Annotated in this window: 21 protein-coding genes; 7 read left to right on the top strand and 14 right to left on the bottom strand. The window is 41.7% G+C overall.

All coding sequences use genetic code 11. From position 1 onward, the window contains the following. Window positions 1-7: 7 nt before the first annotated feature. On the top strand, window positions 8-829 hold the full coding sequence (locus tag ACP8HI_RS23810; RefSeq protein WP_438348587.1) for a carbohydrate ABC transporter permease: 822 nt from the start codon (window positions 8-10) through the stop codon (window positions 827-829). 68 nt (window positions 830-897) lie between these two features. Here the strand turns inward: ACP8HI_RS23810 and ACP8HI_RS23815 are convergent, their stop codons facing one another. The 7 genes from ACP8HI_RS23815 to ACP8HI_RS23845 all read right to left on the bottom strand — a co-directional run bounded on the left by ACP8HI_RS23815 (window position 898) and on the right by ACP8HI_RS23845 (window position 10,562). After that, a complete protein-coding gene (locus tag ACP8HI_RS23815; protein ID WP_438348588.1) occupies window positions 898-2,757 on the bottom strand; it encodes a substrate-binding domain-containing protein in 1,860 nt (619 codons plus the stop codon). Then, on the bottom strand, window positions 2,754-3,962 hold the full coding sequence (locus ACP8HI_RS23820; RefSeq protein ID WP_438348589.1) for a response regulator transcription factor: 1,209 nt from the start codon (window positions 3,960-3,962) through the stop codon (window positions 2,754-2,756). Before ACP8HI_RS23820 ends, ACP8HI_RS23815 begins: the two co-directional genes overlap by 4 nt. A 14-nt stretch (window positions 3,963-3,976) precedes the next feature. Beyond that, window positions 3,977-5,722 (bottom strand): cache domain-containing sensor histidine kinase, encoded by a 1,746-nt coding sequence (locus ACP8HI_RS23825; protein WP_438348590.1) that lies wholly within the window; start codon window positions 5,720-5,722, stop codon window positions 3,977-3,979. 233 nt (window positions 5,723-5,955) lie between these two features. Next, the gene (locus ACP8HI_RS23830) at window positions 5,956-6,957 is read right to left on the bottom strand and encodes an ABC transporter substrate-binding protein (protein ID WP_438348591.1); all 1,002 of its coding nucleotides are present in this window, start codon (window positions 6,955-6,957) and stop codon (window positions 5,956-5,958) included. 65 nt (window positions 6,958-7,022) lie between these two features. After that, complete coding sequence (yjfF, locus tag ACP8HI_RS23835) at window positions 7,023-8,048, bottom strand: galactofuranose ABC transporter, permease protein YjfF (RefSeq protein WP_438348592.1); 1,026 nt, start codon at window positions 8,046-8,048, stop codon at window positions 7,023-7,025. Then, window positions 8,045-9,055 (bottom strand): ABC transporter permease, encoded by a 1,011-nt coding sequence (locus tag ACP8HI_RS23840; RefSeq protein WP_438348593.1) that lies wholly within the window; start codon window positions 9,053-9,055, stop codon window positions 8,045-8,047. The genes yjfF and ACP8HI_RS23840 overlap by 4 nt, the downstream gene beginning before the upstream one ends. Further along, window positions 9,027-10,562, bottom strand: a complete 1,536-nt coding sequence (locus ACP8HI_RS23845; RefSeq protein WP_438348594.1) for a sugar ABC transporter ATP-binding protein — start codon at window positions 10,560-10,562, stop codon at window positions 9,027-9,029. Before ACP8HI_RS23845 ends, ACP8HI_RS23840 begins: the two co-directional genes overlap by 29 nt. Before the next feature lie 176 nt (window positions 10,563-10,738). Between ACP8HI_RS23845 and ACP8HI_RS23850 the strand changes: the two genes are divergently transcribed. Further along, a complete protein-coding gene (locus ACP8HI_RS23850) occupies window positions 10,739-11,095 on the top strand; it encodes a nucleotide excision repair endonuclease (RefSeq protein WP_438348595.1) in 357 nt (118 codons plus the stop codon). Window positions 11,096-11,180: 85 nt separating this feature from the next. Here ACP8HI_RS23850 and ACP8HI_RS23855 read toward each other — a convergent pair whose 3' ends face one another. From ACP8HI_RS23855 to ACP8HI_RS23875, 5 genes are all read right to left on the bottom strand, one after another. Next, complete coding sequence (locus tag ACP8HI_RS23855; RefSeq protein ID WP_438348596.1) at window positions 11,181-12,095, bottom strand: DsbA family protein; 915 nt, start codon at window positions 12,093-12,095, stop codon at window positions 11,181-11,183. Beyond that, window positions 12,088-12,447 carry a winged helix-turn-helix transcriptional regulator gene (locus tag ACP8HI_RS23860; RefSeq protein ID WP_438351968.1) on the bottom strand — a complete coding sequence of 120 codons (360 nt, stop codon included), beginning with the start codon at window positions 12,445-12,447 and terminating at the stop codon, window positions 12,088-12,090. The genes ACP8HI_RS23855 and ACP8HI_RS23860 overlap by 8 nt, the downstream gene beginning before the upstream one ends. Before the next feature lie 165 nt (window positions 12,448-12,612). Next, entirely contained in the window at window positions 12,613-13,794 is a 1,182-nt protein-coding gene (gene nagA, locus ACP8HI_RS23865; protein WP_438348597.1) for an N-acetylglucosamine-6-phosphate deacetylase, read from the bottom strand. Then, window positions 13,791-14,519, bottom strand: a complete 729-nt coding sequence (gene nagB, locus ACP8HI_RS23870; protein WP_438348598.1) for a glucosamine-6-phosphate deaminase — start codon at window positions 14,517-14,519, stop codon at window positions 13,791-13,793. The genes nagA and nagB overlap by 4 nt, the downstream gene beginning before the upstream one ends. Window position 14,520: 1 nt before the next feature. Further along, entirely contained in the window at window positions 14,521-15,396 is an 876-nt protein-coding gene (locus ACP8HI_RS23875) for a MurR/RpiR family transcriptional regulator (protein WP_438348599.1), read from the bottom strand. Window positions 15,397-15,749: 353 nt separating this feature from the next. Between ACP8HI_RS23875 and ACP8HI_RS23880 the strand changes: the two genes are divergently transcribed. From ACP8HI_RS23880 to ACP8HI_RS23890, 3 genes are all read left to right on the top strand, one after another. Beyond that, entirely contained in the window at window positions 15,750-16,613 is an 864-nt protein-coding gene (locus ACP8HI_RS23880) for a MurR/RpiR family transcriptional regulator (protein ID WP_438348600.1), read from the top strand. A 165-nt stretch (window positions 16,614-16,778) separates the two neighbouring features. Then, window positions 16,779-17,711, top strand: coding sequence for an ROK family protein (locus tag ACP8HI_RS23885; protein ID WP_438348601.1), 933 nt, complete (start codon window positions 16,779-16,781; stop codon window positions 17,709-17,711). 209 nt (window positions 17,712-17,920) lie between these two features. Then, window positions 17,921-18,577: a glycosyltransferase gene (locus tag ACP8HI_RS23890; RefSeq protein ID WP_438348602.1), complete on the top strand. Its 657-nt coding sequence runs from the start codon at window positions 17,921-17,923 to the stop codon at window positions 18,575-18,577. A 110-nt stretch (window positions 18,578-18,687) separates the two neighbouring features. On the opposite strand, the gene ACP8HI_RS23895 is transcribed toward ACP8HI_RS23890, so the two are convergent. Continuing rightward, on the bottom strand, window positions 18,688-19,359 hold the full coding sequence (locus ACP8HI_RS23895) for an S-layer homology domain-containing protein (RefSeq protein ID WP_438348603.1): 672 nt from the start codon (window positions 19,357-19,359) through the stop codon (window positions 18,688-18,690). A 198-nt stretch (window positions 19,360-19,557) separates the two neighbouring features. On the opposite strand from ACP8HI_RS23895, the gene rlmN reads away from it, so the two are divergent. Then, the gene (gene rlmN, locus ACP8HI_RS23900) at window positions 19,558-20,655 is read left to right on the top strand and encodes a 23S rRNA (adenine(2503)-C(2))-methyltransferase RlmN (protein ID WP_438348604.1); all 1,098 of its coding nucleotides are present in this window, start codon (window positions 19,558-19,560) and stop codon (window positions 20,653-20,655) included. Between the two features lie 58 nt (window positions 20,656-20,713). Here the strand turns inward: rlmN and ACP8HI_RS23905 are convergent, their stop codons facing one another. Further along, entirely contained in the window at window positions 20,714-21,802 is a 1,089-nt protein-coding gene (locus tag ACP8HI_RS23905; protein ID WP_438348605.1) for a PRK06851 family protein, read from the bottom strand. A 296-nt stretch (window positions 21,803-22,098) separates the two neighbouring features. On the opposite strand from ACP8HI_RS23905, the gene ACP8HI_RS23910 reads away from it, so the two are divergent. Then, window positions 22,099-23,325, top strand: coding sequence for an ABC transporter substrate-binding protein (locus ACP8HI_RS23910; protein WP_438348606.1), 1,227 nt, complete (start codon window positions 22,099-22,101; stop codon window positions 23,323-23,325). Window positions 23,326-23,331 lie beyond the last annotated feature (6 nt).

Raw genomic sequence — 23,331 nt, forward strand, 5'->3', positions numbered from 1 at the left:
TTCGGTGATGGAAAAGAAGAAACTAGCTTTATTTATAAATTACACTTTTATCATTGTGTTAGGGCTTATGTTCATCCTTCCGTTCCTATATACGTTATATACGTCATTCGTACCTATGAGAGACGTCAACAAATGGGTTAGCATTTCAAATTGGTCTTTTGATAATTACATTATGTATTTTACGAATGACGCATATAACGTCCCAAGATGGCTCTTCAATACGACCATCATGACGGGTGTTGTCATTATCGGTAACTTAATTGTTAATCCATTAGTAGCCTTCGCTCTTGCCAAGTTAAATTTCAGAGGGAAGAAGGTCATCTTCTGGATCGTGCTTGCAACGATGATGGTCCCTTACCATATGATCTTGATTCCCGTCTATGTAAACATGGCTGAGCTGGGTTGGTTAAACTCATTTAAGGCGTTAACCATCCCGTTTCTGTATCAAAGCTTATATATATTCATGCTCAGACAATTTTTCGTTACCGTTCCGAATGAGTTTATGGAAGCAGCTCGGATGGACGGCATGTCCAAGATGGGATCATTCTGGAAGATTGTGTATCCATTAGCTCGCTCGCCATTGATCACTATGTCCATTTTGGCTTTTGCAGGAACATGGAATAGTTACCTGATTCCAAGTACATTGGCTAATACACCTAAGATGTATGTACTGGTAGTTGGTTTAAACAGTGTGAAGGATGCTGTGTTTGAGAATACACCGCTGATTATGGCAGGGGTTGTTCTATCCACTTTGCCGATCCTAATCTTCTTCTTCATGTTCCAGAAACAATACATTGAAGGGATATCTAGTTCGGGTATTAAAGGATAATGAAAGAGTGCGATCGTCCTAGAAGTTCTAGGGTGCTCGCGCTCTTATTATTTCTCGACTCTACAGACTTAATATTCTCGAGAAGACATTTCTATTTTCGCCATTTCCTGTGTGAATACACCTTCTGATGTTAGGATTTTCATGGGCGGTTCTTTGCCTTCCATTAAGTCCTTCACAGCTTTCATAATCTGAGGACCCAACAGGGGATTACATTCCACAGCACAGTTAAGCTTGCCAGTACTCATAGCTTTAAAGGCTTGGGCAGTCGCATCAACGGAAATCATAATAATATCTTTTCCGGGTTTCAAACCATAATCCTCAATAGCCTCTATTGCTCCAAGGGCCATATCATCGTTGTGAGAATAAACAACATGGATGTTGCCCCCATACTTATTCAAAGCTTCTGCCATTAAGTCCTTGCCATTTTGGAAAGTGAAATCTCCGATAAATGATTCCAACATCATATAATCGTTATTATCACGTATGACTTGCTCAAAGCCCTTTTTACGTCCAATGGCTGGGGCTGAAGTTTCTGTTCCTTGTATTTCTACGATATTGTAGGTTCGATTCTGATCCTTCGTTTCATTCACTAACCACCGTGCGGCACGTCGTCCTTCTTCCATGAAATCAGATCCCATATAGGTAGTCCACAAGGTGTCATCGATCACCTTAACTTCCCGATCGGAGAGAATCACGGGGATTCCTGCGTGTCTTGCTTCTTGGAGAACTTCCTCCCAACCGATCTCCGTCTTGGGGCTAAAGGCGATGACATCTACTTTCATCTCGATAAATCGACGAATGATTTCGATTTGTTTCTCTTGTGATTGCTCCGCATTCTCATAGATAAGTTCAATTCCAGCATCTGCAGCAGCAGAGAGTACAGATTTGGTATTCGCTATCCTCCAGCCACTCTCTGAGCCAACTTGCGCAAATCCAAGTTTTATTTTTCGATTCAGTGCCACTTCTTTTCTGTTAGATTCTTTAGGTTTTTCTTGGATACCTTGTTTATTTAACGTAATTCTTTGACTTCGGAGAATAATTTTTTTAGGAATGCCCTTTTCTTTATTGAGAATATCAATGGCATATTGGATAGCCTCAGTACCCCCGGTAGGACTTGTAAACATGCCAGTCACATTATTCTCTGAGACTAGCTTTAGGCTACTGTTGGTGCTATTTACGCCATCAATACCTATAATATCGACTGCAGGTAGATTCGTACTCTTCAATGCTCGTATAGCTCCGAGGGCCATCGCTTCATTATGGGCAAAGATCATATCGATCTTCCGATTGTCTTTTAAGAAATCTACCAAAAGATCCTCAGCTTTATCCCTTTGCCAATCGGCATTAATGGATTGAATGATTTGAATATTCGGTTGTGAAGCGATCGCTTCACGAAAGCCTAAACTCCGCTCAATTACGCTAGGCGAGCCTCTAAGTCCTTGAATTTCAACAATATGCCCACCCTTCAAGCCAAGGGACTCCAAAGCGAACTGGCCAGCTTTCTGACCAATCATTTCATTATCTGTACCGATATACAGCGTATAGTCATAGTCCGTTACGCCACGCCCAAGTACAATGACTGGAATTTTACCGTACACTTCGCTAACTGTAGATGTTAGGGCGATGGGATCATCCAATGAAATAATAAGAAGATCCACTCCGTATCCAATCAGCTTTTTCACATCACTTATCTGTTGTTGACTGCTTGTGGCTGCATCGGTAAAGATGACCTTCATATCCGTATGGTCTTTCACTTCTTGACTGATTTCATCATTCATCACGACTTGCCATGGATCACTTAAATTTGGTTGTGAGACGCCAATTAGATATTTAACCTGATCATCTGCCTTTTTGGTAGGAGTAGTGTCCCTAAATGAAAGAAGAACAAGGATACAAATGAACATAAGAAGAATGTATTTCGCTTTCATTGACGTATTCCTTTCTTGAACAATAAAGGTGATACTCCCGTAATCTTCTTAAATGCATTGCTGAAATAATGTTGGCTGCTATAACCGACCATTTCTGCAATCTCATAAATTTTGGCCGAAGGGTCATTCATAAGTTGCATCGCTTTCTTAATTCTCAATTCCGCTAAATAATCGATAAAAGATACACCGAGTTCTTTCTTTAACTGTTTACTTAAGTAGGTTGGACTCACTTGAACACGATCAGAAACTTCTTTCAACGAAAGATTCGGATTATGATAATTATGATCCATCATTTTTTTAGTTAGAATAACAATCGGGGATAAGCTACCTTTGGTGTTAACCTCAGTAACTAGCTCGTTGTAGACTGTACTAGCTTGGGTTAGACTCCCCTCAATCTTTCTCTGTTCATGAATGATGATTTTTTCAAAAAGAAGTTCGATCTTATTTTGGATCTTGCCAGTAAGACTCTGCCAGTCTGAATCATTCTCAATGGAACTCATAATGACAATGAAGCCGTTCTGATCCTTAAATAGGATATTAAAGGATTCGTTCCGGAGGGTATCTTCCGCAACGTTCTTCACAGCGAACTCCAGAAGATCTCGGTTCCATGTTCGACTTGATTTGCCTGTATCCAAACTCTGAATGACTCGGAATACGACCATCCCAATGGGGTTCGTGAAGTTTAGGTTAAAGAAGGCCAGATTCAGGGTAATTTCTTCTTCGGACAATAACCCGCCGATCCACTTTAATAGGAATGTATCGCGTATAACGATAGAGTTGGTATTTAATTGCGAGTCCACCCAGTTGTTCCGTTCATTATTCTGGTGAGCTTCTTCTAAGGCTTGGATGGCGTTTTCGACAACGGGTAGTAGTTTGTTCTTCATCACAGGCTTAAGTAAATATTCAAAGACATTCAGCTTGATTGCCTTTTGAGCATAATTAAATTCATCATGACCTGATATGACAATGATTACACAACGGTCAAGAACACCTTGAAGCTGGGCAATGAATTCAAGACCATCGAGAAAGGGCATACAAACATCCACAAACAGGATGTCTGGTTGGAGTTTTTTAGCGAGCTCAAGCGCAATGATTCCATTTTCTGCTTCACCAACGATATCGATGTTCAGGTCATTCCAAGGTAGTATCTTCATTAAGCCTCTGCGTATCTTCGGTTCATCATCTGCGATCAATAACTTCCACATGTCTTCCCCCCCAGTCAGCTGTTTATGAATGGTAAACGAATTTCTATTCTCGTTCCTTCTCCTTGAACACTCGTTACTTTTAATCCATATGAAGAACCATGAGAGAGCTTGATCCGCTCATTCACATTGAACAACCCGTAACCTCGTTCCTGTCCGTCATGTTGCTCCATGTGCAAATAATGGTTGATTTCCGCTAAACGTTTAGGGGGTATGCCCATTCCATCATCTTCTACATATAACACGAGCTTATGGTCTTCCTGACTAGCACCGACACAAATATGTCCAGTCCCTAATTTCGTCTTAATGCCATGATAGATTGCATTTTCGATCAAAGGCTGAAGAATGATCTTAAGTACATTGGATTGTAAGAGCTCCTTGGGGACGTTAATCTCATAGCTTAACTTATCTTCGTATCTGGCCATCTGGATGAATAAGTAGCTTTCAATATGCTCCACTTCTTCTTCGAGCTTGATAATTTCCTTTCCTTTATTAAGACTGATTCGGAATAGAGTCGTTAATGCGCCTACGATTTCAACGATATCGGTAGCATCGCGATCTTGAGCCATCCACTGAATTGTATCCAAGGTGTTATAGAGGAAGTGAGGCTTGATTTGAGCTTGTAATATTTTCAATTCTGCTTCCCGTTTCTCGCGTTGTTCCATATAAACTTGATTAATTAAATTTTCGATCTCTTCCATCATGTTATTGAAACTGTTACCTAACTGACCGATTTCATCTGTTGTTTCACTGTGGAAACGAAGGTCTAATTCTCCAACCTCTACTTTCTTCATTAGACTCTGAAGCTTACCAACAGGTCGGACGATAGAATTGGTGAAATACCATGATGCTATAAAAGCAAAGAGTAATGTGATGAGTGCAATCAGGATCGTATAAAATTGTAAATCTGTGACTACCTTTAACGATTCATCGAGCGGGAATACTCCGACAATGCGCCAATTAATATCTTGGAATGTGTTATACATCATCTGATATTTATGGCCTTCAATCGAACGGACCAGGTTGCCGGAATCGGCATCCAGTTTTTCACCTTTAATTCGGTAAACAATCGGATTGACCGGTGAGTATACAACTTCCCCCAGTTGATCTGCGATATAGATAAACCCACTTTTTCCAAGCGATACGGATTCAATAATCTTCTGAATATAATCTAGTTTCATATCTATCAGGACGACTCCGAGAACGCTTCCATTTATCGGGTCCTTTACCGCTTTAACAAATGAGAGCACTTGATCTGCGCTTAAGTTCTGATCGACTTTAATATTGCGTCCAATGGGATGACTGATTAAATGAATGGTATCTGATTGTTGAGTCGCTTGTGTAAACCATTTTTCCATGGAGAGCGGATCTCTCGTAATAGGTCGGATTTTATTGCTGACAAATTCGTTATAATTGCTGACAGCTAGAATACCTGATATTTCTGTATGTTTCGTTTCAAAAAGAGCGATCGCTTGTTTAACCTTACTTGTAAGAACTGTGGAATGACCGGAATCATCCAGTAAAAAGTCAATGAGTGATTGTTCTTGTGATAAGTAATACATAATATTATCCATTTCCTTTAAAGAAACTTGGATATTATTTTTGGCCTGATTCATCATCTGTATCGTATACATATTCGTTTCTTCTTCGATCGACTTCTTATACATGGTGCTTCCGACGATACTGAGTGTAAGAATAGACAACACAATGATCACGACAAAGTTGAGGAGTAGCTTGAAACGTAGGCTTTTATTGGCTATCAATTGGATATCATCTCACATTTCGCACCCATTCTGAATATAGAGGTAGTTCAAAAAGTCATCTTTTGATCACGAAGTATAGCAAGAGGCCTATTCAATCTTCTCGGTGCTGAAAACCTGATTTTTTGAACTCGCCATTATATAGCCTATGATACTAGAATTAACAAAATCGCGGAAGAGTTATGAGCTCTTCCGCTACTTATGCTTATTAAACTTTTCTATTGTTTCATGAAATTTTAGTATTTACGGTCAGGTAATGCATCGATAGCCTTTTGACCGAAATAGATATCTTCATCGGATTTGATCCATTTATCTAATGCTTTACCAGCTTTGACATCTAGAATGGCTTGTTTAAGCTGAGGCCCGAGAAGTGGGTTACATTCTTGTGTAACATTCAATTTACCTTCTTTGATAGCTTCGAATGCACCCTTGACGCCATCAATAGATAGAACCAAGATGTCTGTTCCCGGTTTAAGACCTGCTTCTTCGATCGCTTGGATAGCACCGAGAGCCATATCATCGTTATGTGCATAAACAACATCGATCGTTTTGTCTGCTTTCAAGAAAGACTCCATAACTTCTTTACCCTTAGCAAGTGTAAATTCAGCTGTTTGTGATTTGGTGATTTTAAAGCCAGGTTCTGCTTTGATCGCATCATCAAAGCCCTTTTTACGATCATTGGCCGCACTAGCTCCAACCGTTCCTTCTAATTCAACGATATTGGCTGTTTTACCCGTACCGACTTCATTGATCAGCCATTTGGCCACATTTTCACCTTCGGCAATGAAGTCAGAACCGATGAATGATGTGTAAAGATCTTCGTTTCCTGCTGTAATACCACGATCTAGTAAGAATACTGGAATTCCAGCATCTTTTGCTTCTTGAAGAACGGTTTCCCATCCAGATTCAACGATTGGTGCTAAACCAATAGCATCCACCTTTTGAGCAATAAAGGTACGAATGGCTTTGATTTGATTCTCTTGTTTCTGTTGACCATCGGAGAATTTCAATTCGAATCCTGATCCAGGTGCGAACGTTTCTTTAATGGAATCCGTTTCTGCGCCTCTCCAACCGCTTTCCATACCAATTTGTGCAAAGCCAAGTACTAGATCTTTTCCTGTTGCTGTGTCTGTAGTAGTTCCCCCTGGAGCTGCATCATTCTTAGCGCATCCTGCGAAAATGGATACAACTAGTGCCATCATTAAAATAGTCAATAATGTGCGTTTAGTTTTCTTCATTCTTTATTCCTCCTCAAGTAGCGTGTTTAACACCTTAAATATACAAATATTAAAATACGTTGTATTTAGAATTTAGCGACATTCTTTGTGATTTTCGGACGTTTCTTTTCGGGTAAGGTATCTCTTTCTTTACGCATGACAATGATTCGTTGAAAGGCCATAAAGACAAACAATAGAAATCCGATCGTAATTTTCGTCCACCAAGAGTTTAAAGTTCCTTCGAAGTTAATGATCGTTTGGATCGTCCCTGCACACAATACACCTAGTAAAGGTCCAATCAGGTACCCGAATCCTCCTGTTAGAAGGATGCCACCTATGACACATGCTGCTATCGCATCCATCTCCATTCCCATGAGAGAAAGAGCATATCCGGAACGCGTATAGAACGTAAAGACGATACCTCCAAGTGCTGAACAGAATCCACAAAGCATGTATACAAAAATAGTTGTTTTGAAAACAGGTAACCCCATTAATAAGGATGATCGTTCACTGCCACCAAGTGCATATATTCTGCGTCCAAATTCGGTATATTTTCCAATGAAAATCGCTAAAATGACGACGAGCAATGCAATGACAACACTGATGGAGATATAATTTTTCCCCAGGAGGTAAATCTTGTATGTTGCAATATGGGTATATACTTTATTCGTGATGACGATGCTCTCTGTACTGACGAGATAACATAAACCTCGTCCTAGAAACATCCCAGCCAAGGTTACAATCCAAGGGTGGAGTCCGAATCGACTAATTAAATATCCCTGACAGGCACCGAATATACAACCCACCACAAGACCTAGGAAGATAACTAGGAATGGATTCATACCTTGGGACAGCAGTGAAGCTGAGATCATGCCGACTAAAGCAACCACAGAAGCTACGGAGAGATCGATGCCTCCTGTGATGATGACGAATGCCATTCCTGTAGCGACAATAATGAGATAGGCATTATCTATAAATAGATTAAAGATAACCTGAGTGGAGAAGAACCCTGTATAGAGGAGTGAGCCTGCTCCATATAATAGAAGTAGTAAGACGACTGTCGCTGTAATAATGATATTGTTCTGATTGCTACGTAATTTGAAAATATTCATTCGACCATCACCTTCTTCGCTCTAACTTTGAATAATTGTCTGAAGGAGTCGGATTGCATCAGACTAACGATGATGACAACCAAGGCTTTCACAAGTAGAATTCGTTCTGCTGGAACACCTATGGCGTATATGGAAGTGGTCAAGGTTTGAATAAATAGGGCACCGACGAGCGTTCCCCCCAAGTAGAATCTCCCCCCGCGCATCGAGGTACCTCCAATAACGACGGCCAGAATGGCATCAAGCTCCCACCATAAACCAGCATTATTCGCATCCGCACTTGCCATATTGGAACTTAGAATGATTCCTGCAATCCCTGCACAAAGTCCTGCAATGCCATAGGCGATCATCAGAATCGTACGAGGTTTGATTCCGGCATATTCACTTGCCTTCTTATTTGCCCCTGTGGATTCTAGGAATAAACCAAAGGCCGTTTTTGTTTTTAATAAATAAACAAGTAAAAGCACAAAAAGTGCGATGTATATAGCAAAAGGGAATCCAAACAAATACCCTTTACCGAGGAATTCATAACTTTTATCGCTCACGATCAAGATCCGTCCGTTCGTTATCAACTGTGCAATACCGCGACCGACTGTCAACAATATTAAAGTAGCGACCATGGGTTGGATATTCAAATAGGCTACTAACATACCGTTCCAAAGTCCACATAGGAGACCGACACCAAGTGCGACAGGGATAGCAATCCAGATGGGGTAGCTATTTACGAGAAATATGGCCGATGCCCCAGTAATAGCAAGTACGGATCCAACGGAGATATCAATCCCTTCCAAAGCGATGACGAGGGTCATCCCAATCGAAATGATGATCAGCGGTGAGGCACGAAAAAGAATATCAATGATGCTTCCAAATAAATGGCCATTTTTAATTTCGATATCGAAGAATCCTGGCGTTTGAAAAAAGTTGAATATCAATAGAATTGCTAGTGCAAGTAGTGGCCAAAATATTTTCTGTTTACCCATATTAAGCGCCCATTTCACCATTGTGTTCATATACTGCTGCTCCTTCCGCAATCATCTGCATAATCTTATTTTCATTCATGTCTGATCCGGAGACCTCGCCTATTTTCAAGCGATCCCGCATCACGATAATGCGATCACAGCAGCTAACCATCTCTTCAAGTTCTGCGGATATGATTAGAATGGAGATGCCCTTTTCGGCTAAGCGTAGAATCAATTTACGAATTTCCATCTTGGAGTTCACATCAATCCCACGAGTAGGCTCATCCAGAATGAGTAGTCCCGGTTCAGTCGCAAGCCACCGCGCCAATATCACCTTCTGTTGATTACCACCGCTCAAATTATCAATTCGCTGCTCTGTGCTTGGTGTTTTTATGGATAAGATTTCGATATATTCTTGGGCAATCTTCTTCTGTTGTTTAACGGATAACATCGGGAAATAGCCGCGTTTCGCTTGAATGGCTAATGCAATATTCTCACGAATGGTTAACTCACCAGCAATTCCCTCTACCTTACGGTCCTCAGGGCAAAATCCTAATCCATGCTGAATGGCTTGCTTAGGATACATCGAAGAGAAATGTTCTGTACCAATAGTTAACACACCACGATCTGCCTTATCGATCCCAAATAAGAGACGGGCAATTTCTGTGCGACCAGATCCGAGAAGACCGGCCAATCCAAGTATTTCACCTTTATGAATGGTGAGATCTATTGGATTTACTTTGCCTTTCTTGCTTAAACCAGAAGTGGATAAGAATACTTCTTCTGTTTTCGCCTCAACGGACTTCACAGACTCTAATTCGGTAGGGTTCCACTCTCTGCCAATCATATGAGAGACGAGCTGAGTTCGTGGCAGCTCATGGGTCATATATTCACCAACCAAAGTACCATTCCGAAGCACTGTAATACGGTCGGATATTTCATAAATCTGATCCAGGAAATGTGAAACGAAACAAATCGCCATACCATCATCTTTTAACTTGTTCATGACAGCGAACAATTGTTGAACTTCATAGTTGTCCAAGCTAGAGGTGGGTTCATCTAGGATTAATACACCACTGGAAATATCAACAGCTCGAGCAATGGCAACCATCTGTTGAATGGCAACGGAATAACTGGATAGCTGTTGTGTCACATCAATATACAGATCAAGGCGAGCTAGAATATCCTCGCTTCGTTTATTCATTGCTTTCCAGTCGATGACGCCCCATTTCTTCGGGGGTCTGCCGATAAAGATATTTTCCGCAACCGTTAAATTAAGACACAGATTCACTTCCTGATAGACCGTACTAAGACCAAGCTTCTGAGCTTCTAAAGGTGATTTAGGCTCAATCGCTTGTTCTTCCAATGTGATGGATCCTGCATCTTTCTTGTATACACCCGTTAACACTTTAATCAAGGTTGATTTTCCTGCACCATTCTCACCCATCAGGGCATGTATTTCACCTCTACGCAAACCGAAATTGACATTAGACAAAGCCTTCACCCCAGGGAAAGATTTGCTAACGCCCTCCACTCTTAATATAAGATCGGAGTCCATTGTGTAACCCCCTTTATTATCCATGACTTCATTCTAGGGACATTTGGAAATACTGTATTTAGAGAAATGAGTTTTTTTATGTATAATTCGGACTTTTATTTGGATTGAAATGGTGTAACATTGAGATTTGTGATAAAATGTACACTTATATAGATAGATAGAGGACGTGAGCTAAAGTGATTAATATAACCATACCAACACCGGACGTTACCATTGACAAGCAGGTTGCTCCAGTGCTAAGTAATATTTACGGATTTACGGATTTTCACCTGATCCCTAGAGATATGGGGGGGATTTTTATGTTCTACAACGACAATGAGGAATTATTGTTCGTCGGCAAAGCGAGAAAGCTAAGACCAAGAATAAAGAAACATTTCGAAGATACGACATCACCGATGAAATCATATAGAGACGAAGTAACTAAAATTGATGTTTGTCTTATCGGAGATCCTGTTCATAGAGAAATCTATGAAACCTATATTGTTAATGAGCTCAAGGCTAAATACAATGTGGACAAGGTGTTATATAAGTAAATCGTATTTAGGAATAATAAACAGCCTTACTGATGGAATTTGCTCAGTAAGGCTGTTTGATATGCGTATTAACTTTAGGGATTCATTATTTCTCCTGAATATATAATTCACCCACGATTTCCTTTTCTACATACTCGTTAGGTGAAAGCTCTGCTTGAATGTAAGATTGAACCTCAGCTTGTTCAAGATCATACATGATCTCAATTTCTTTAGAGAACAATGTATGCTCTTTGACGAGAAGCTTGGAAAGGGTAGGCTGCGGTCTTAATTGAAGTTCCTCTGTGGAAGAGAGAACTTGCTTCAGTCCATTGACATAGTCTTGCAATGATCGTGCACCGACGATCTTTACGCCTTTATTCTGTTCATTGACCATAATGATGGTTGGGAATCCTCGTGCACCGAGTCTACCAGCTAGCGCAAAGTCTTGCTCTAGAAGTTCTTGAGAGCTAGTTTGGTTCGCTTCTTCTACGATTTGCTCTCCATTCAATCCCATTTGGTTGACAATATCAATCAATACGCGATCTTCTCCAATATTCTGATTGAAGGCGAAGACGGCTTCTCTAGCGCGACGTAGAAAGACAGTAGCGTTGGCTTCATTCATCTTTTGAATGACTTTAAACACACGGGATGGTGGATACGAAGATTGAATGGGATTATCCTGCCACAATGAACCGTCAATCGGCATACGGGAGTGTTCGCCAACTTCTCTCCAGTGTCCAGTGATATCGGAGGGTTTGGAAATGCCATTCTGTACGTCTGCGAAGCCATTCCAGCTCTCCAGCAATCCACCCATCACGGTATGGAAATTGAAATAGTGACCATACTGCGTTATAAACCGTTGAAGGACCGGCTCAAGGGCCCAGCAGTGAGAACATATAGGATCAGTAACATAATAAAGGTGAATCACTTCCTGTGGATCATTGAAATCGATGAGTTCCATTTCTTCATCCCCACCTACGCCACACACACCTGTTGTAAGATCACACGCCATATTATTCATGAAGGATTCCTCTTTTCTGTAATGTATTTGTTTCGGGATCGTAGTCCATATATTGTTGTGCCCATGATTGGATGGGCTGAAGTGAAGATATCAGGCGCTGTCCTTTTTCTGTTAATTGATAAGAGATAGATACAGGAGTCCCTCCTACGACCTTCTTCTCAACTAATTCATATTCGATGAGCTCAGATAGCTTCGACGATAAAGCCTTGGGTGTAATATGGGGCAGATTTTGTTTCAATTCTGTGAAATGAGACGTACCATTGTCACAAAGGGATAAATAATGCAGAATCAGACCATTCCACTTTCGCCCAAGTATTTGGAGCGAATATTCGAAATAGGGACAAACTTGCATGGTAATCACCACTCTCTCGTGAAATAACTATATAAGATATACTAAGTATATCAGGTATAATTAGTATACTCAAGGAATTTTTGAAGAGTTAATCCTCATGCTACGCAAAAATGCAGTAATCCCTATACCAAAAGGTAGGGATTACTGCGTTGTTCTTGTTGTTATTTATAAGATATTTCGTCCTTGTACCCATACACTGGAAAGGTCTAAGTTATCATCTAACAGGAGAATATCGGCTTGCTTGCCGGATTCAAGAGTTCCGATCTGTTGCTCCAATCCAAGTGAAATGGCTGGGTTCAGACTGGCAGCTCGAGAAGCTTCTTGCAGGGATAAGCCGACCTTTGATATTAGAAATTGAAAACCACGGATCATGGTCAATGTACTTCCAGCAAGGGCTCCCTTGTTATTCTTCAGTGTAGCGATCCCTGCAGACACGTTCACGGGCTGATCACCTAATGTATACTCTCCGTCACCAAGTCCTGCAGCGGACATGGCATCGGTGATGAGCAGGAGATTGGCTGATGTCTTCAACCGTGCCAGAATGGATATGACAGCGGGATGAACATGAATGCCATCGGCAATAATCTCTGCTGCAATCCGCGAGTCCTCCATAACTGCTCCGGCCACGCCCGGTTTACGGTGATGAAGAGGTGTCATGGCATTAAAGGCATGAACAGCTTGCTTGAGACCTGCATCAACGGCAGCCAGTACTTGCTCATAGGTCGCATCCGTATGTCCGAGAGCCGCAGTAATCCCATTGTCTCTCAGCCATGAAATGACTTCAAGAGCTCCCTCTCGCTCAGGAGCGAGTGTGACTTGGCGAATGAGACCTGGGTACTGTTTCTCCCATTCATCGAGCCAACTTATGTTGGGGAGGACGATATGCTGAGGATTTTGCGCGCCAGGCCACTGAGGACTGATGAAGGGGCCTTCCAGATGCACCCCTGCCAATTGAGCATATGGCATGTTGTTCGAACGGTAAGCATCCACTTCCCGCAGGACGTTATCAATATCATCCTTTGGAGCGGTCATCGTTGTAGCGAGCATCGTAGTCGTTCCTTGAGAACTGTGGAATTGCGTAATGGCGTCCAAGGTCTCGCGGGTACTGTCCATGAAATCATGTCCAGCTCCACCATGGACGTGGACATCCACGAATCCAGGGATGAGTAATCCTTCAGGTTGATCAACGACAGTGGCCCACTCTATATAAGCTTGCGGTAGATGTTGTCTATCACCAACATAGGAAATAGTATTTCCAGAGATGGCGATAACGCCATTCTCAACCAAACCTTGAGGTGTCAGTACTTTTCCACACAGAAGTTTCTCTACAGCTTCACTGGCACTCATGTGAGCAGACTCCCCGCCTCATGATCTAGCAGAACGACGACGTTTGAATGGCATTGTAGGAAAGAAGCTGGACATTGCGTCGTGATCGGTCCCTGAAATGCATTCTTAATGGCCTCTGCCTTCTCGACACCGCGTGCGATGAGGACAATCTGCCGGGCTTTCATAATGCTACCTACGCCCATCGTTACAGCAAGCTTGGGTACTTCGTCAAGCGAAGTGAAAAAGCGGGCATTGGCTTGAATGGTTTCCTCTTGTAAATCCACAACTTGGGTACCACCAATGAGATGATCATTTGGTTCATTGAAGCCGATATGTCCATTGCTACCGATTCCCAGTAGTTGTAGATCGACTGGCCCATTCTGTTCAAGCAGTTGATCATACGCCTGACATTCAGCTTCTAAATCATGAGCACTAGCATTAGGTATAAAGGTTCGTTTCGGGTCAATATCAATATGGTTAAATAGATGTTCCTTCATAAAGGTGCTGTAGCTTTGCGGGTGATCGTTAGCTAAGCCCACATACTCATCGAGGTTAAAAACAGACGATTTAGCGAAACTTACTAGACCTCTTTTATACATGTCTGCCAATCGCGCGTAGATACCTAGTGGAGAACTGCCTGTAGCGAGACCGAGAACTGCCCGCGGATTACTTTGTAATAGACTAACAATGAGATTTGCTCCAGTCTGTACGAAATCATCTTCCTTATTAAATGTGAATATATTCATTTTATTGACCTCCTCGTTTTTTGCGATAATGTTGGACGTTGTTATAGGATTGTTCCAACTTGGGAACAAAGTCCTCGAATTGATTGCTGATCATGCCGGTGAATAGAATATCGATAATATGAAGTTGTGCGATACGTGATGCCATATCTCCCCGCCGCATCCCTTTTTCTAATGAAGAGGAGAACAGAGGGAGATCGGCTAGAGATGCCAGCGTGTTGCTTCCGTAAGAAGTAAGGGATATCGTGGTGGCTCCGCTATTGCTGGCACAGGTCAGGGCATCGATGGTCTCCGTGGTTTCCCCGGAATAGGATATGGCAAAAGCGACATCGTTCTGACCTAGCGTAGATGCTGACGTAATCTGCATATGGGAATCGGAAAAAGCAGTGCAGTTAACACCAATGCGGATTAGCTTTTGGTAAAAATCCTGGGCAATAATAGAGGATGTTGCCATCCCGTAGAGATCGATCCTGCGTGCTCCGCATAGCCAATCCACGACTTTCGCAAGCTTTGTTAGATCCAGCAAGGTGGTAGTATCTCGAATAGACGCTAGATGATTAGCTTGCATAGCCTCTACGATAAGAGATAGCGGATTACCAGCTACAATATCTTGGTATGCAGAAGAGCGAGTATGTCCTTCTGCGCCCATTTGCGCTATTTCCGATGCTAAATGTACCTTGAAATCTGGAAACCCTTTGAAATGGAAAACCTTGCAAAACCGCGTGATCGTAGCGGGACTGACCCCGCATTGTTCTGCTAATTCCGTAATGCCGATATGAATCACTTCACCCGGAGTAGATAGAATACGTTCCGCTAATTTGCGTTCCAAAGGGGATAACTTTGTCAACTGACGTTGGATGGTATGAAGGATCACTGGCATTGAACACCTCCTTCACTAAAATTATTTCAGTATATATGTAAGTTAAATAGAAAACCATTTTCACATATATAATAATACAATGGATCTATGGATGCAACCTATCATAGTATGTGGGATTTATTAAAATATAAGAAAGTATAAGTTTCACTTGATACTTTCTTATATTTCCGCTGAAACGGGTGCTTTAAAGTGATACGAAGTATCGCTAGCATCGGAAGCATAAGCTTTTTGAGAAAGGACGGCGAAGCCGTTTCTACTTGGTTGTTTGGAATTGCTTGTTAATTTGGAAACGTCCAACTATACTGATCTAGAAAATGAAATTATTCTCTAAATAAGGAAAGGAAGTAACGGATATGTCCAAAGTGTCTCGGGATGGCTCTAACACGTTGTTGATGATAAGTAGCCTATATAACTCGTTGACTCGTACAGAACAAAAGATTGCTGAAATCATTAAGCTGGATCCAGAGAAGATTGTTTATGGGACGTTGACGGATTTGGCTGAGATGGCAGGTGTTGGAGATACGTCAGTGCTTCGTCTTTGTCGGAAGTTAGGGTTTCGGGGGTATCAGGAATTCAAGCTTAAGCTAGCGCAAGAACTTGTTCATCCAATCCATAATGTTCATGGTGAAATAGATGAGAACGACGATATGTCTACTATGGCAGAAAAAATTACGACGGAGAATATGTTATTCCTACAAAATACATTGGCGCTTCTTGACATGAGAGAACTACAGCTAGCGGTAGAAGCCATCTTGCATGCCAATAAGCTTATTTTTGTTGGTGTTGGTTCATCGGCCAATACGGCTGCTGACGCAAAATATCGCTTTATGAGGCTCGGCTTTGATTCGCTGCTGGTAACCGACTCGCATGTGATGGCTATGACACTTGCCTTGGCTAAGAAGGATGATGTTGTGTTTGCTGTATCTACTTCGGGAAGTACAAAGGATCTTGTCGATGCTGTACGAATTGCTAAGGAGAATGGTGTATTCTTTATCTGTTTGACAAGCCAAGCTAAATCACCGTTGACTCAGTATGCCGATGCAGTATTGCTGTCTAGTTCCAAGGAATCTCCCCTTCAAGGAGGAGCTTTTAGATCAAAGATAACTCAGATACATGTGCTTGATATATTAACGACGATCATTGCAGTTCAAAGTAAGGAGAGAACGATGTCAGCTATTGAACGGACATCTAAAGCTGTAAGTGATAAACTATATTAAAAGGATAAATAAAGTTATGGGTAATAAGGAATATACTTATTATAAAATGGTGGTTAAAACCACCAGTAATAATAATTAAAAAGGAATATCTATTTATTTTTTGAGCCTATGATATAATGCACTCAAGTAAAGCGCAGATTTGATGCTTCGTAAGGGGGAATATGAATGCGTGAGGTTGCTGTAGGGATAGATATAGGTGGGACTTATATTAAGAGCGGATTGGTTGGATCGGATGGGCAAATATGGAAACAATATTCTGTGCCGACCGAGGCTAGTAAGGGTAGGGACATACTACTTGACCGAATCGAACAAATCGTACGTAGTTATGAACATCTAATGATAGACTCCGACTTTCAATTGTCAGGTGTTGGTATCGGTACAGCGGGTTATGTGAATTTACAAGGCATCATTGGTAGCGCTACAGACAATTTGCCTGGGTGGCAAGGTACATCAGTGAAAAAAGAGATGCAAGGTAGAATCCCTTATCCCGTTTATGTAGACAACGATGTGAATGCAATAGCACTGGGCGAATGTTGGATGGGTGCGGGTCGTAATCGTGACCACTTTATTTGTTTGGCGTTAGGGACGGGCATCGGGGGATGCTTCATTGCTGAGGGAAGACCTTATCGGGGAAGAAGCGGATATGCTGGAGCCTACGGCCATCAAGTTATTGCAATGGATGGACATTCATGCACGTGTGGTCTAAAGGGTTGTTGGGAGCAATACGCTTCAGTGACAGCATTAAAGAGAATATCTCTGGAAATGGCGAGTGGCTTCAAATGGGCTGAATCACCGGAAGAAGTATTCTCCGAAGCGCGTAAAGGTGTGCAAATAGCTGTTGATATTGTTCAACGCTATTCCGAATATGTTGCTATCGGTATAGCCAATCTGATCCATATTTTTAATCCCACAGCAATTGTTATTGGGGGTGCAGTAACCGCTCAGGGCGACTTCTTGTTTGAGAGAATACGTAGTAATGTTCAGAAGCATACGATGTACGGCTTCGCCGATCAACCTGAACTTCCAATTGTGCCTGCAGAGCTAGGAAATATGGCGGGTATGATAGGTGCTGCAAAGTTGGTATGGTTGGGTAATTGAATTCGTTATTTCAATATAATAAGATTTATGAAGAGCTTGAGCCGTTAATACGAAGACATAGTAACGCATAAATCCCCTTTAAGCATGTCATGGGGGTACATATTTTTATCTGAACGGAATGAAAATATACTCCCCGATGTATGAAATGAGCGATACAGTCCACAATAAAGCTGGACACGTAATTCGTGCATAATAAGGAGAAGAGTATATTGAAAAGATTATGTTTGAAAGGTTTATCGTTCTGTTTAGTTCTTGTGATGGCGTCGATGCCGCTATATGCGGGAGTCACAGGGGACGTACATGCTCGTACGCAAAAGGAATGTTTGAGTCCGTCCAAAGTACAGCTTAAATCTGACTTAAGAAAGCTTTGGACCGACCATATGATATGGACGAGGAACTATATTGTGAGCGCACTTGCAGGGTTAGAAGATCAAGAGAAAGTAAGCGCAAGACTTTTAAAAAATCAGCGGGACATCGGTAATGCGTTCAAGCCTTATTATGGGCAGGAAGCAGGCAATAAGTTTACAGAACTACTTCGAGAGCATATTTTAATTGCAGGAAAGATAGTGGATGCGGCCAAAAGTGGAAATCAGATCGAATTCGAAACGAATCATACAGAGTGGTATAGAAATACGGATGATATTGCTCGGTTTCTGAGCGGTATGAATCCCAAGTGGTCGGATAAAGAATTAAAGGGGTTACTCTATAAGCATCTACAATTGATTACGGATGAAGTCACCGCAAGGATCAAGAAGGATTGGGATGCGGATATCATGGCCTATGATATAGGAGAGACGCATATGGTCATGTTTGCTGATATTCTAGCAGATGGGATTATCAAGCAGTTCCCGAAACAATTGAAATGACCCTACAATTAGTATAAAAATAGTATAGAAGAGTAATATGAAAAAGTCCCCTCCATTAAACGTTTGGGGGGGACTAAGATGAATTAGGGTCCAGATACTAGGGTATGTGTTTACTTTGTGGATGGTGCTGGATGTGCCTTGATATAATCAAGTGCGATGTAGATCTGTTCTGCCGCATCAGCACGAGAGATAACAGCTTGTGGATGGAAATTCCGCTCTGCATCCAACTTCACAAGGCCATATGCGATTGCGCGTTGAATGGATCCACTATAATCAATGGTTAACTCGCTCTCATCATTAATTTCAGTGGGACGAAGATTGATCATAGGTAGGTTACCATGCTTCTCCATTGCTTGAGTGAGCTGATGAGTAAACTGTTCGCGTGTCCACGTCTCATTGGGATCTAGGTCTGCGGGTAATTCAATTCCGTTCACAGCAGAAATAATTAAAGTGTTTGCATACCATGCATCGTTATTAGCTAATACATAATAATCCGTAGCTTTCGGTTCTTTAGCGAATTTTACTAAATCAAGATTTAGGTCAAAAGCATTCACCATTAGTTGAACACCTTGAGCGGCTGTAATGGAAGCCTGCGGGGCGAATAGGTTACTTGTAACCCCGTGTACAATGCCTCTTTCATGCAACGCGATAATTTTATCTTGTGCAGTTACATTCGTTAGATCTGAGAAAGGTTGCGTTGCTGCAAAGCTTTGTCCTGCAATGGTTAGTGAGAAGAGTACAGCCGTAGCAGTGAGCGTTAATAATCTAAATTGGGGTTTCATGTTAGTCACCTCGTATAAGTGTATTTGGCCTTGCTATACTTACCTAGACGAAATTGGCTAAATAAGGTTGCAGGGAAATGACTGTTTACCCCTCTTGTGTTAATAATAAAAATTTGAGACAATCAAGATTAAATGGCTAGCTTCGGCACCGTAACAATAATAAGACTGAACTTTTAAGTTTTGAAAAGAGGAAATGAAATGAATAAACAATCCATTTATGGATTAACATTTGAACAACTGACAGAATGGCTTATAGAATATGGGCATAGAAAGTTTCGGGCATCACAAGTCTGGGATTGGCTTTACCGAAAGCGAGTAACAGAATTCTCAGAAATGTTGGACGTGAATAAAGAGTGTATTCAATTATTGGCAGACCATTTCACCATCCAAACCTTATCTGAACATGTTAAGCAAGAATCAAGTGATGGAACGATTAAGTTTCTGTTCAAATTAGAGGATGGTAATCTGATTGAGACAGTATTGATGAGACAGAAATATGGTTTGGCGGTTTGTGTCACAACCCAAGTTGGCTGTAACATTGGATGCAGTTTCTGTGCGAGTGGCTTAATAAAGAAAAGTCGCGATCTAACTAGCGGTGAAATTGTCGAGCAAATTATGAAGGCCCAGCACCATTTGGATCAAGCGCAACTAGATGAGAAGGTGAGTCATGTTGTGGTCATGGGAATTGGCGAGCCATTCGATAATTTCGTTAATCTAGTAGACTTCCTGCAGGTAATTAAGGATCAAAAGGGGCTAGCTATTGGTGCGAAGCGTATTACTGTATCGACCAGTGGGCTACCGGATAAAATTATTGAATTCACAGACGCTGATTTGCAGGTAAACTTAGCTATTTCTTTACATGCACCGAATAACGAACTTCGGACGCAGATTATGAAGATCAATCGTGCTTATCCAATAGAGAAATTAATGCAGGCCGTGGAGTACTATTTATCTAAGACAAATCGGAGAATTATGTTCGAATATATTCTACTCAAGGATGTAAATGACCGCAAGGAGCATGCTTTAGAGCTTGCTGAACTCATTCGCGATAAGCAAGATTTCGCAAGTGTTAACTTAATTCCATATAATCCAGTGGATGAACATAGTCAATATCAGAGAAGTGATCAAGAATCGATTCTAGCATTCTATGATACGTTGAAGAAGCAAGGCATTAACTGTACAGTTCGACTTGAGCATGGAGCAGATATTGATGCAGCTTGTGGACAACTAAGAAGTAAACAAATGAAACAATCAGAAGAAGATATTTCTGATCAAGATCGATTTGCGTTAGGATGAAAAATAGGGTTAAAGAAGCAGCGTATCCATTGATGTGGAGACGCTGCTTCTTTTTGTTTCACGTAATAATCACATGGATCTCTTCTTGGAGCTCATTCATCATCCGATCCACTAGACTGAAATCCATCGATTGTGTATAGATATTTGAAAGTTCATCCTGAAAGGATTTAGCTTCTGCCAGGTGCTGAATTGATTGTTTCATAGCTGAACTATATCGCTGGCTGACATGAAGGATTTCTTCCGCTAATGCTTCATCGGTTCCGGGCTTTATGCAGCGGGGGTATATATCGACAATCTCATCGGTGTCACGATCTGGGAAATACTCATGTGGCGCCGTGCTGTCAAATATGGCGAACTGAAGCTCCCTTACAATGAGCATATCCAAGCTATTTGGATCGAATCCGCAATGGTAAATCTCAACATCGAAACCCCGTTCGATCCCAACGGCTGCCCATTTCTTCAGCATCGTGGATTTACCGGAACCAGGTCGACCTTTGAGAAGATACCTATTCAAGCCTGCTGTTAGATTAGGGACGAAATCAACCGCACCCTTAGGTGTGGCGGCACCCAAGAACCGATGATCCACTCGGCTCTGCTTATTAAGCTTTCCATCACCGAATAGAATCTGAATATACTCGTTCGTCAATTCATCAGCACTTTTGAAATCCATATTCTCGATATATAGGACTTCCCATTCATCATGAATGCGAAGGGCTTCTGCGAAACCGGCATATGCACGGATATTTGCTTGAGAGATTTGTTCGTTCAGACTTTCGATTTCAATCTTGTGCATGCTCAGTTGTGCAGGATCACAGGCATTTCCTAAATCTACGTAATGTAGGACCGTCTCTGGAGATGTCGGTGTGATGGAATGCGATGCTGTTTCAATGACGATGCCAACCTTACAACGAGGGATGATCAGTCCATCCAACGATTCATTGTCCGAAGGGCAATGCATTAACCAGGTTTCGTGACCGTTTAACGCGATCTGATCGCTAAGGGTACTAATCAAGCTAGACTTCCCCGTTCCAGGGGGACCCTGCAGAATAAAAAGATGCTCCAATCCTTGCAGCGATGAATCCAACAAACTTGTATTTCCACTAGCTGTATTGCCATTTGCATAATAATTCCGAACGATTTCATTCATATTCTACACACCTTTCAGGGCTAATGTCTTGGTCATCATACATCGTATTATTCTCTTTTGAATAAGGTGCAACTCAAATGGGCTATTTGTGCTTGAATGATGCAATTAACTGGATTACCGAACACTTTATATATATAGAAATATTTCTATATATATGCATTCTTTTTGTCTTCAGACCAAGTTTTTCCTCATAACATATTCTGTTATACAACGTTTTTTACTTAGTCTTATTGGGTATTCTAACTAGAAGGATTAAGAAAGATAAGGAAGACAAGGAAGATATGGGAGGGTTCAGCATGAAGGTAGGAAGAACGCTTGTGGCATGTCTGTTATTGGGTTTGCTTCTGTCTGGATGTGGAGGACAAAGTGGGAAAGATGCAGGTAAGGTGAAACTTGAATTTTTTCAAAATAAACCTGAAGCAAAAGGATCATTCGACAAACTCATTCTCGAGTTTAATGAATCTCATCCGGGTATTGTCGTTAGTCAGATCAATCCACCGGATGCAGAGACTGTGCTCAAGACGAGGGTAGTTAAGAATGATATTCCCGATATCATCGGACTTGGCGCGACAGATACCTATTCTATTCTCGCACAGAGCGATATCTTTACAGATCTGACCCAGAGTAACTTGTTGGATTCCATAGATACGAATTATATTAAGATGCTGCAGGACATCACTGGGATGACCAATGTAACAGGAGTTCCGTATGCAACCAACGCTAACGGCATTATGTATAATAAAGATATTTTTAAAGAAATGGGACTCACTGTCCCTAAGACATGGGGTGAACTGATCTCCATAGCTCAGAAACTGAAGGACAATGGGAAAGTAGCATTTTATTTCACCTACAAGGACGATTGGCAGACAAGCCTTCCGTTTAATGCACTCGCGCCAAATCTGGTCGGGATTGACTTCTTCCGACAGCGGCAGGAAGGAACCGTGACGTTCCAAGAGAAGTACAGAGAGGTCGCGGAGAAACAGCTGAAGTTGCTGGATTATGGGCACGGAGATAATTTCGGTAAAAACTATGCTGATGGTAATCGTGCTTTCGCTAGCGGAGAATCGGCCATGTATATTCAGGGTAGTTGGGCAATTCCGGAGATTCGTAAGACGAACCCGAATCTGAACATGGGCTTCTTTCCGTTCCCTACGGGGGACGATCCAGACCAGAACAGACTCGTGTCAGGTGTCGATACGCTATTGACCATTTCAGAGGATACAAAGTACAAGAAAGAAGCGGAAGAGTTCATCGCTTTTCTACTGGAGCCTGAGAATATTGGGCAATACATCAAGGAACAGACGGCTTTTGCGGCTGTCATAGGTGTGGAGCAGGACGATCCAGCGGTCGCTGAGATTCAGCCTTATCTTAAATCGGGTAAGGTCATTGATTTCGCCGATCACTACATTCCGGCAGCGGTACAGCTTAACTCGATTGTACAGTCCTTTCTTCAGAATCGAGATATCGACGGTTACCTGAGAAAACTAGATTCCGAGTGGGATAAAGTTGCCAACCGGAAATAAATATGA

The sequence above is a fragment of the Paenibacillus sp. FA6 genome (assembly GCF_051550225.1).
Lineage (GTDB): Bacteria > Bacillota > Bacilli > Paenibacillales > Paenibacillaceae > Paenibacillus_AQ.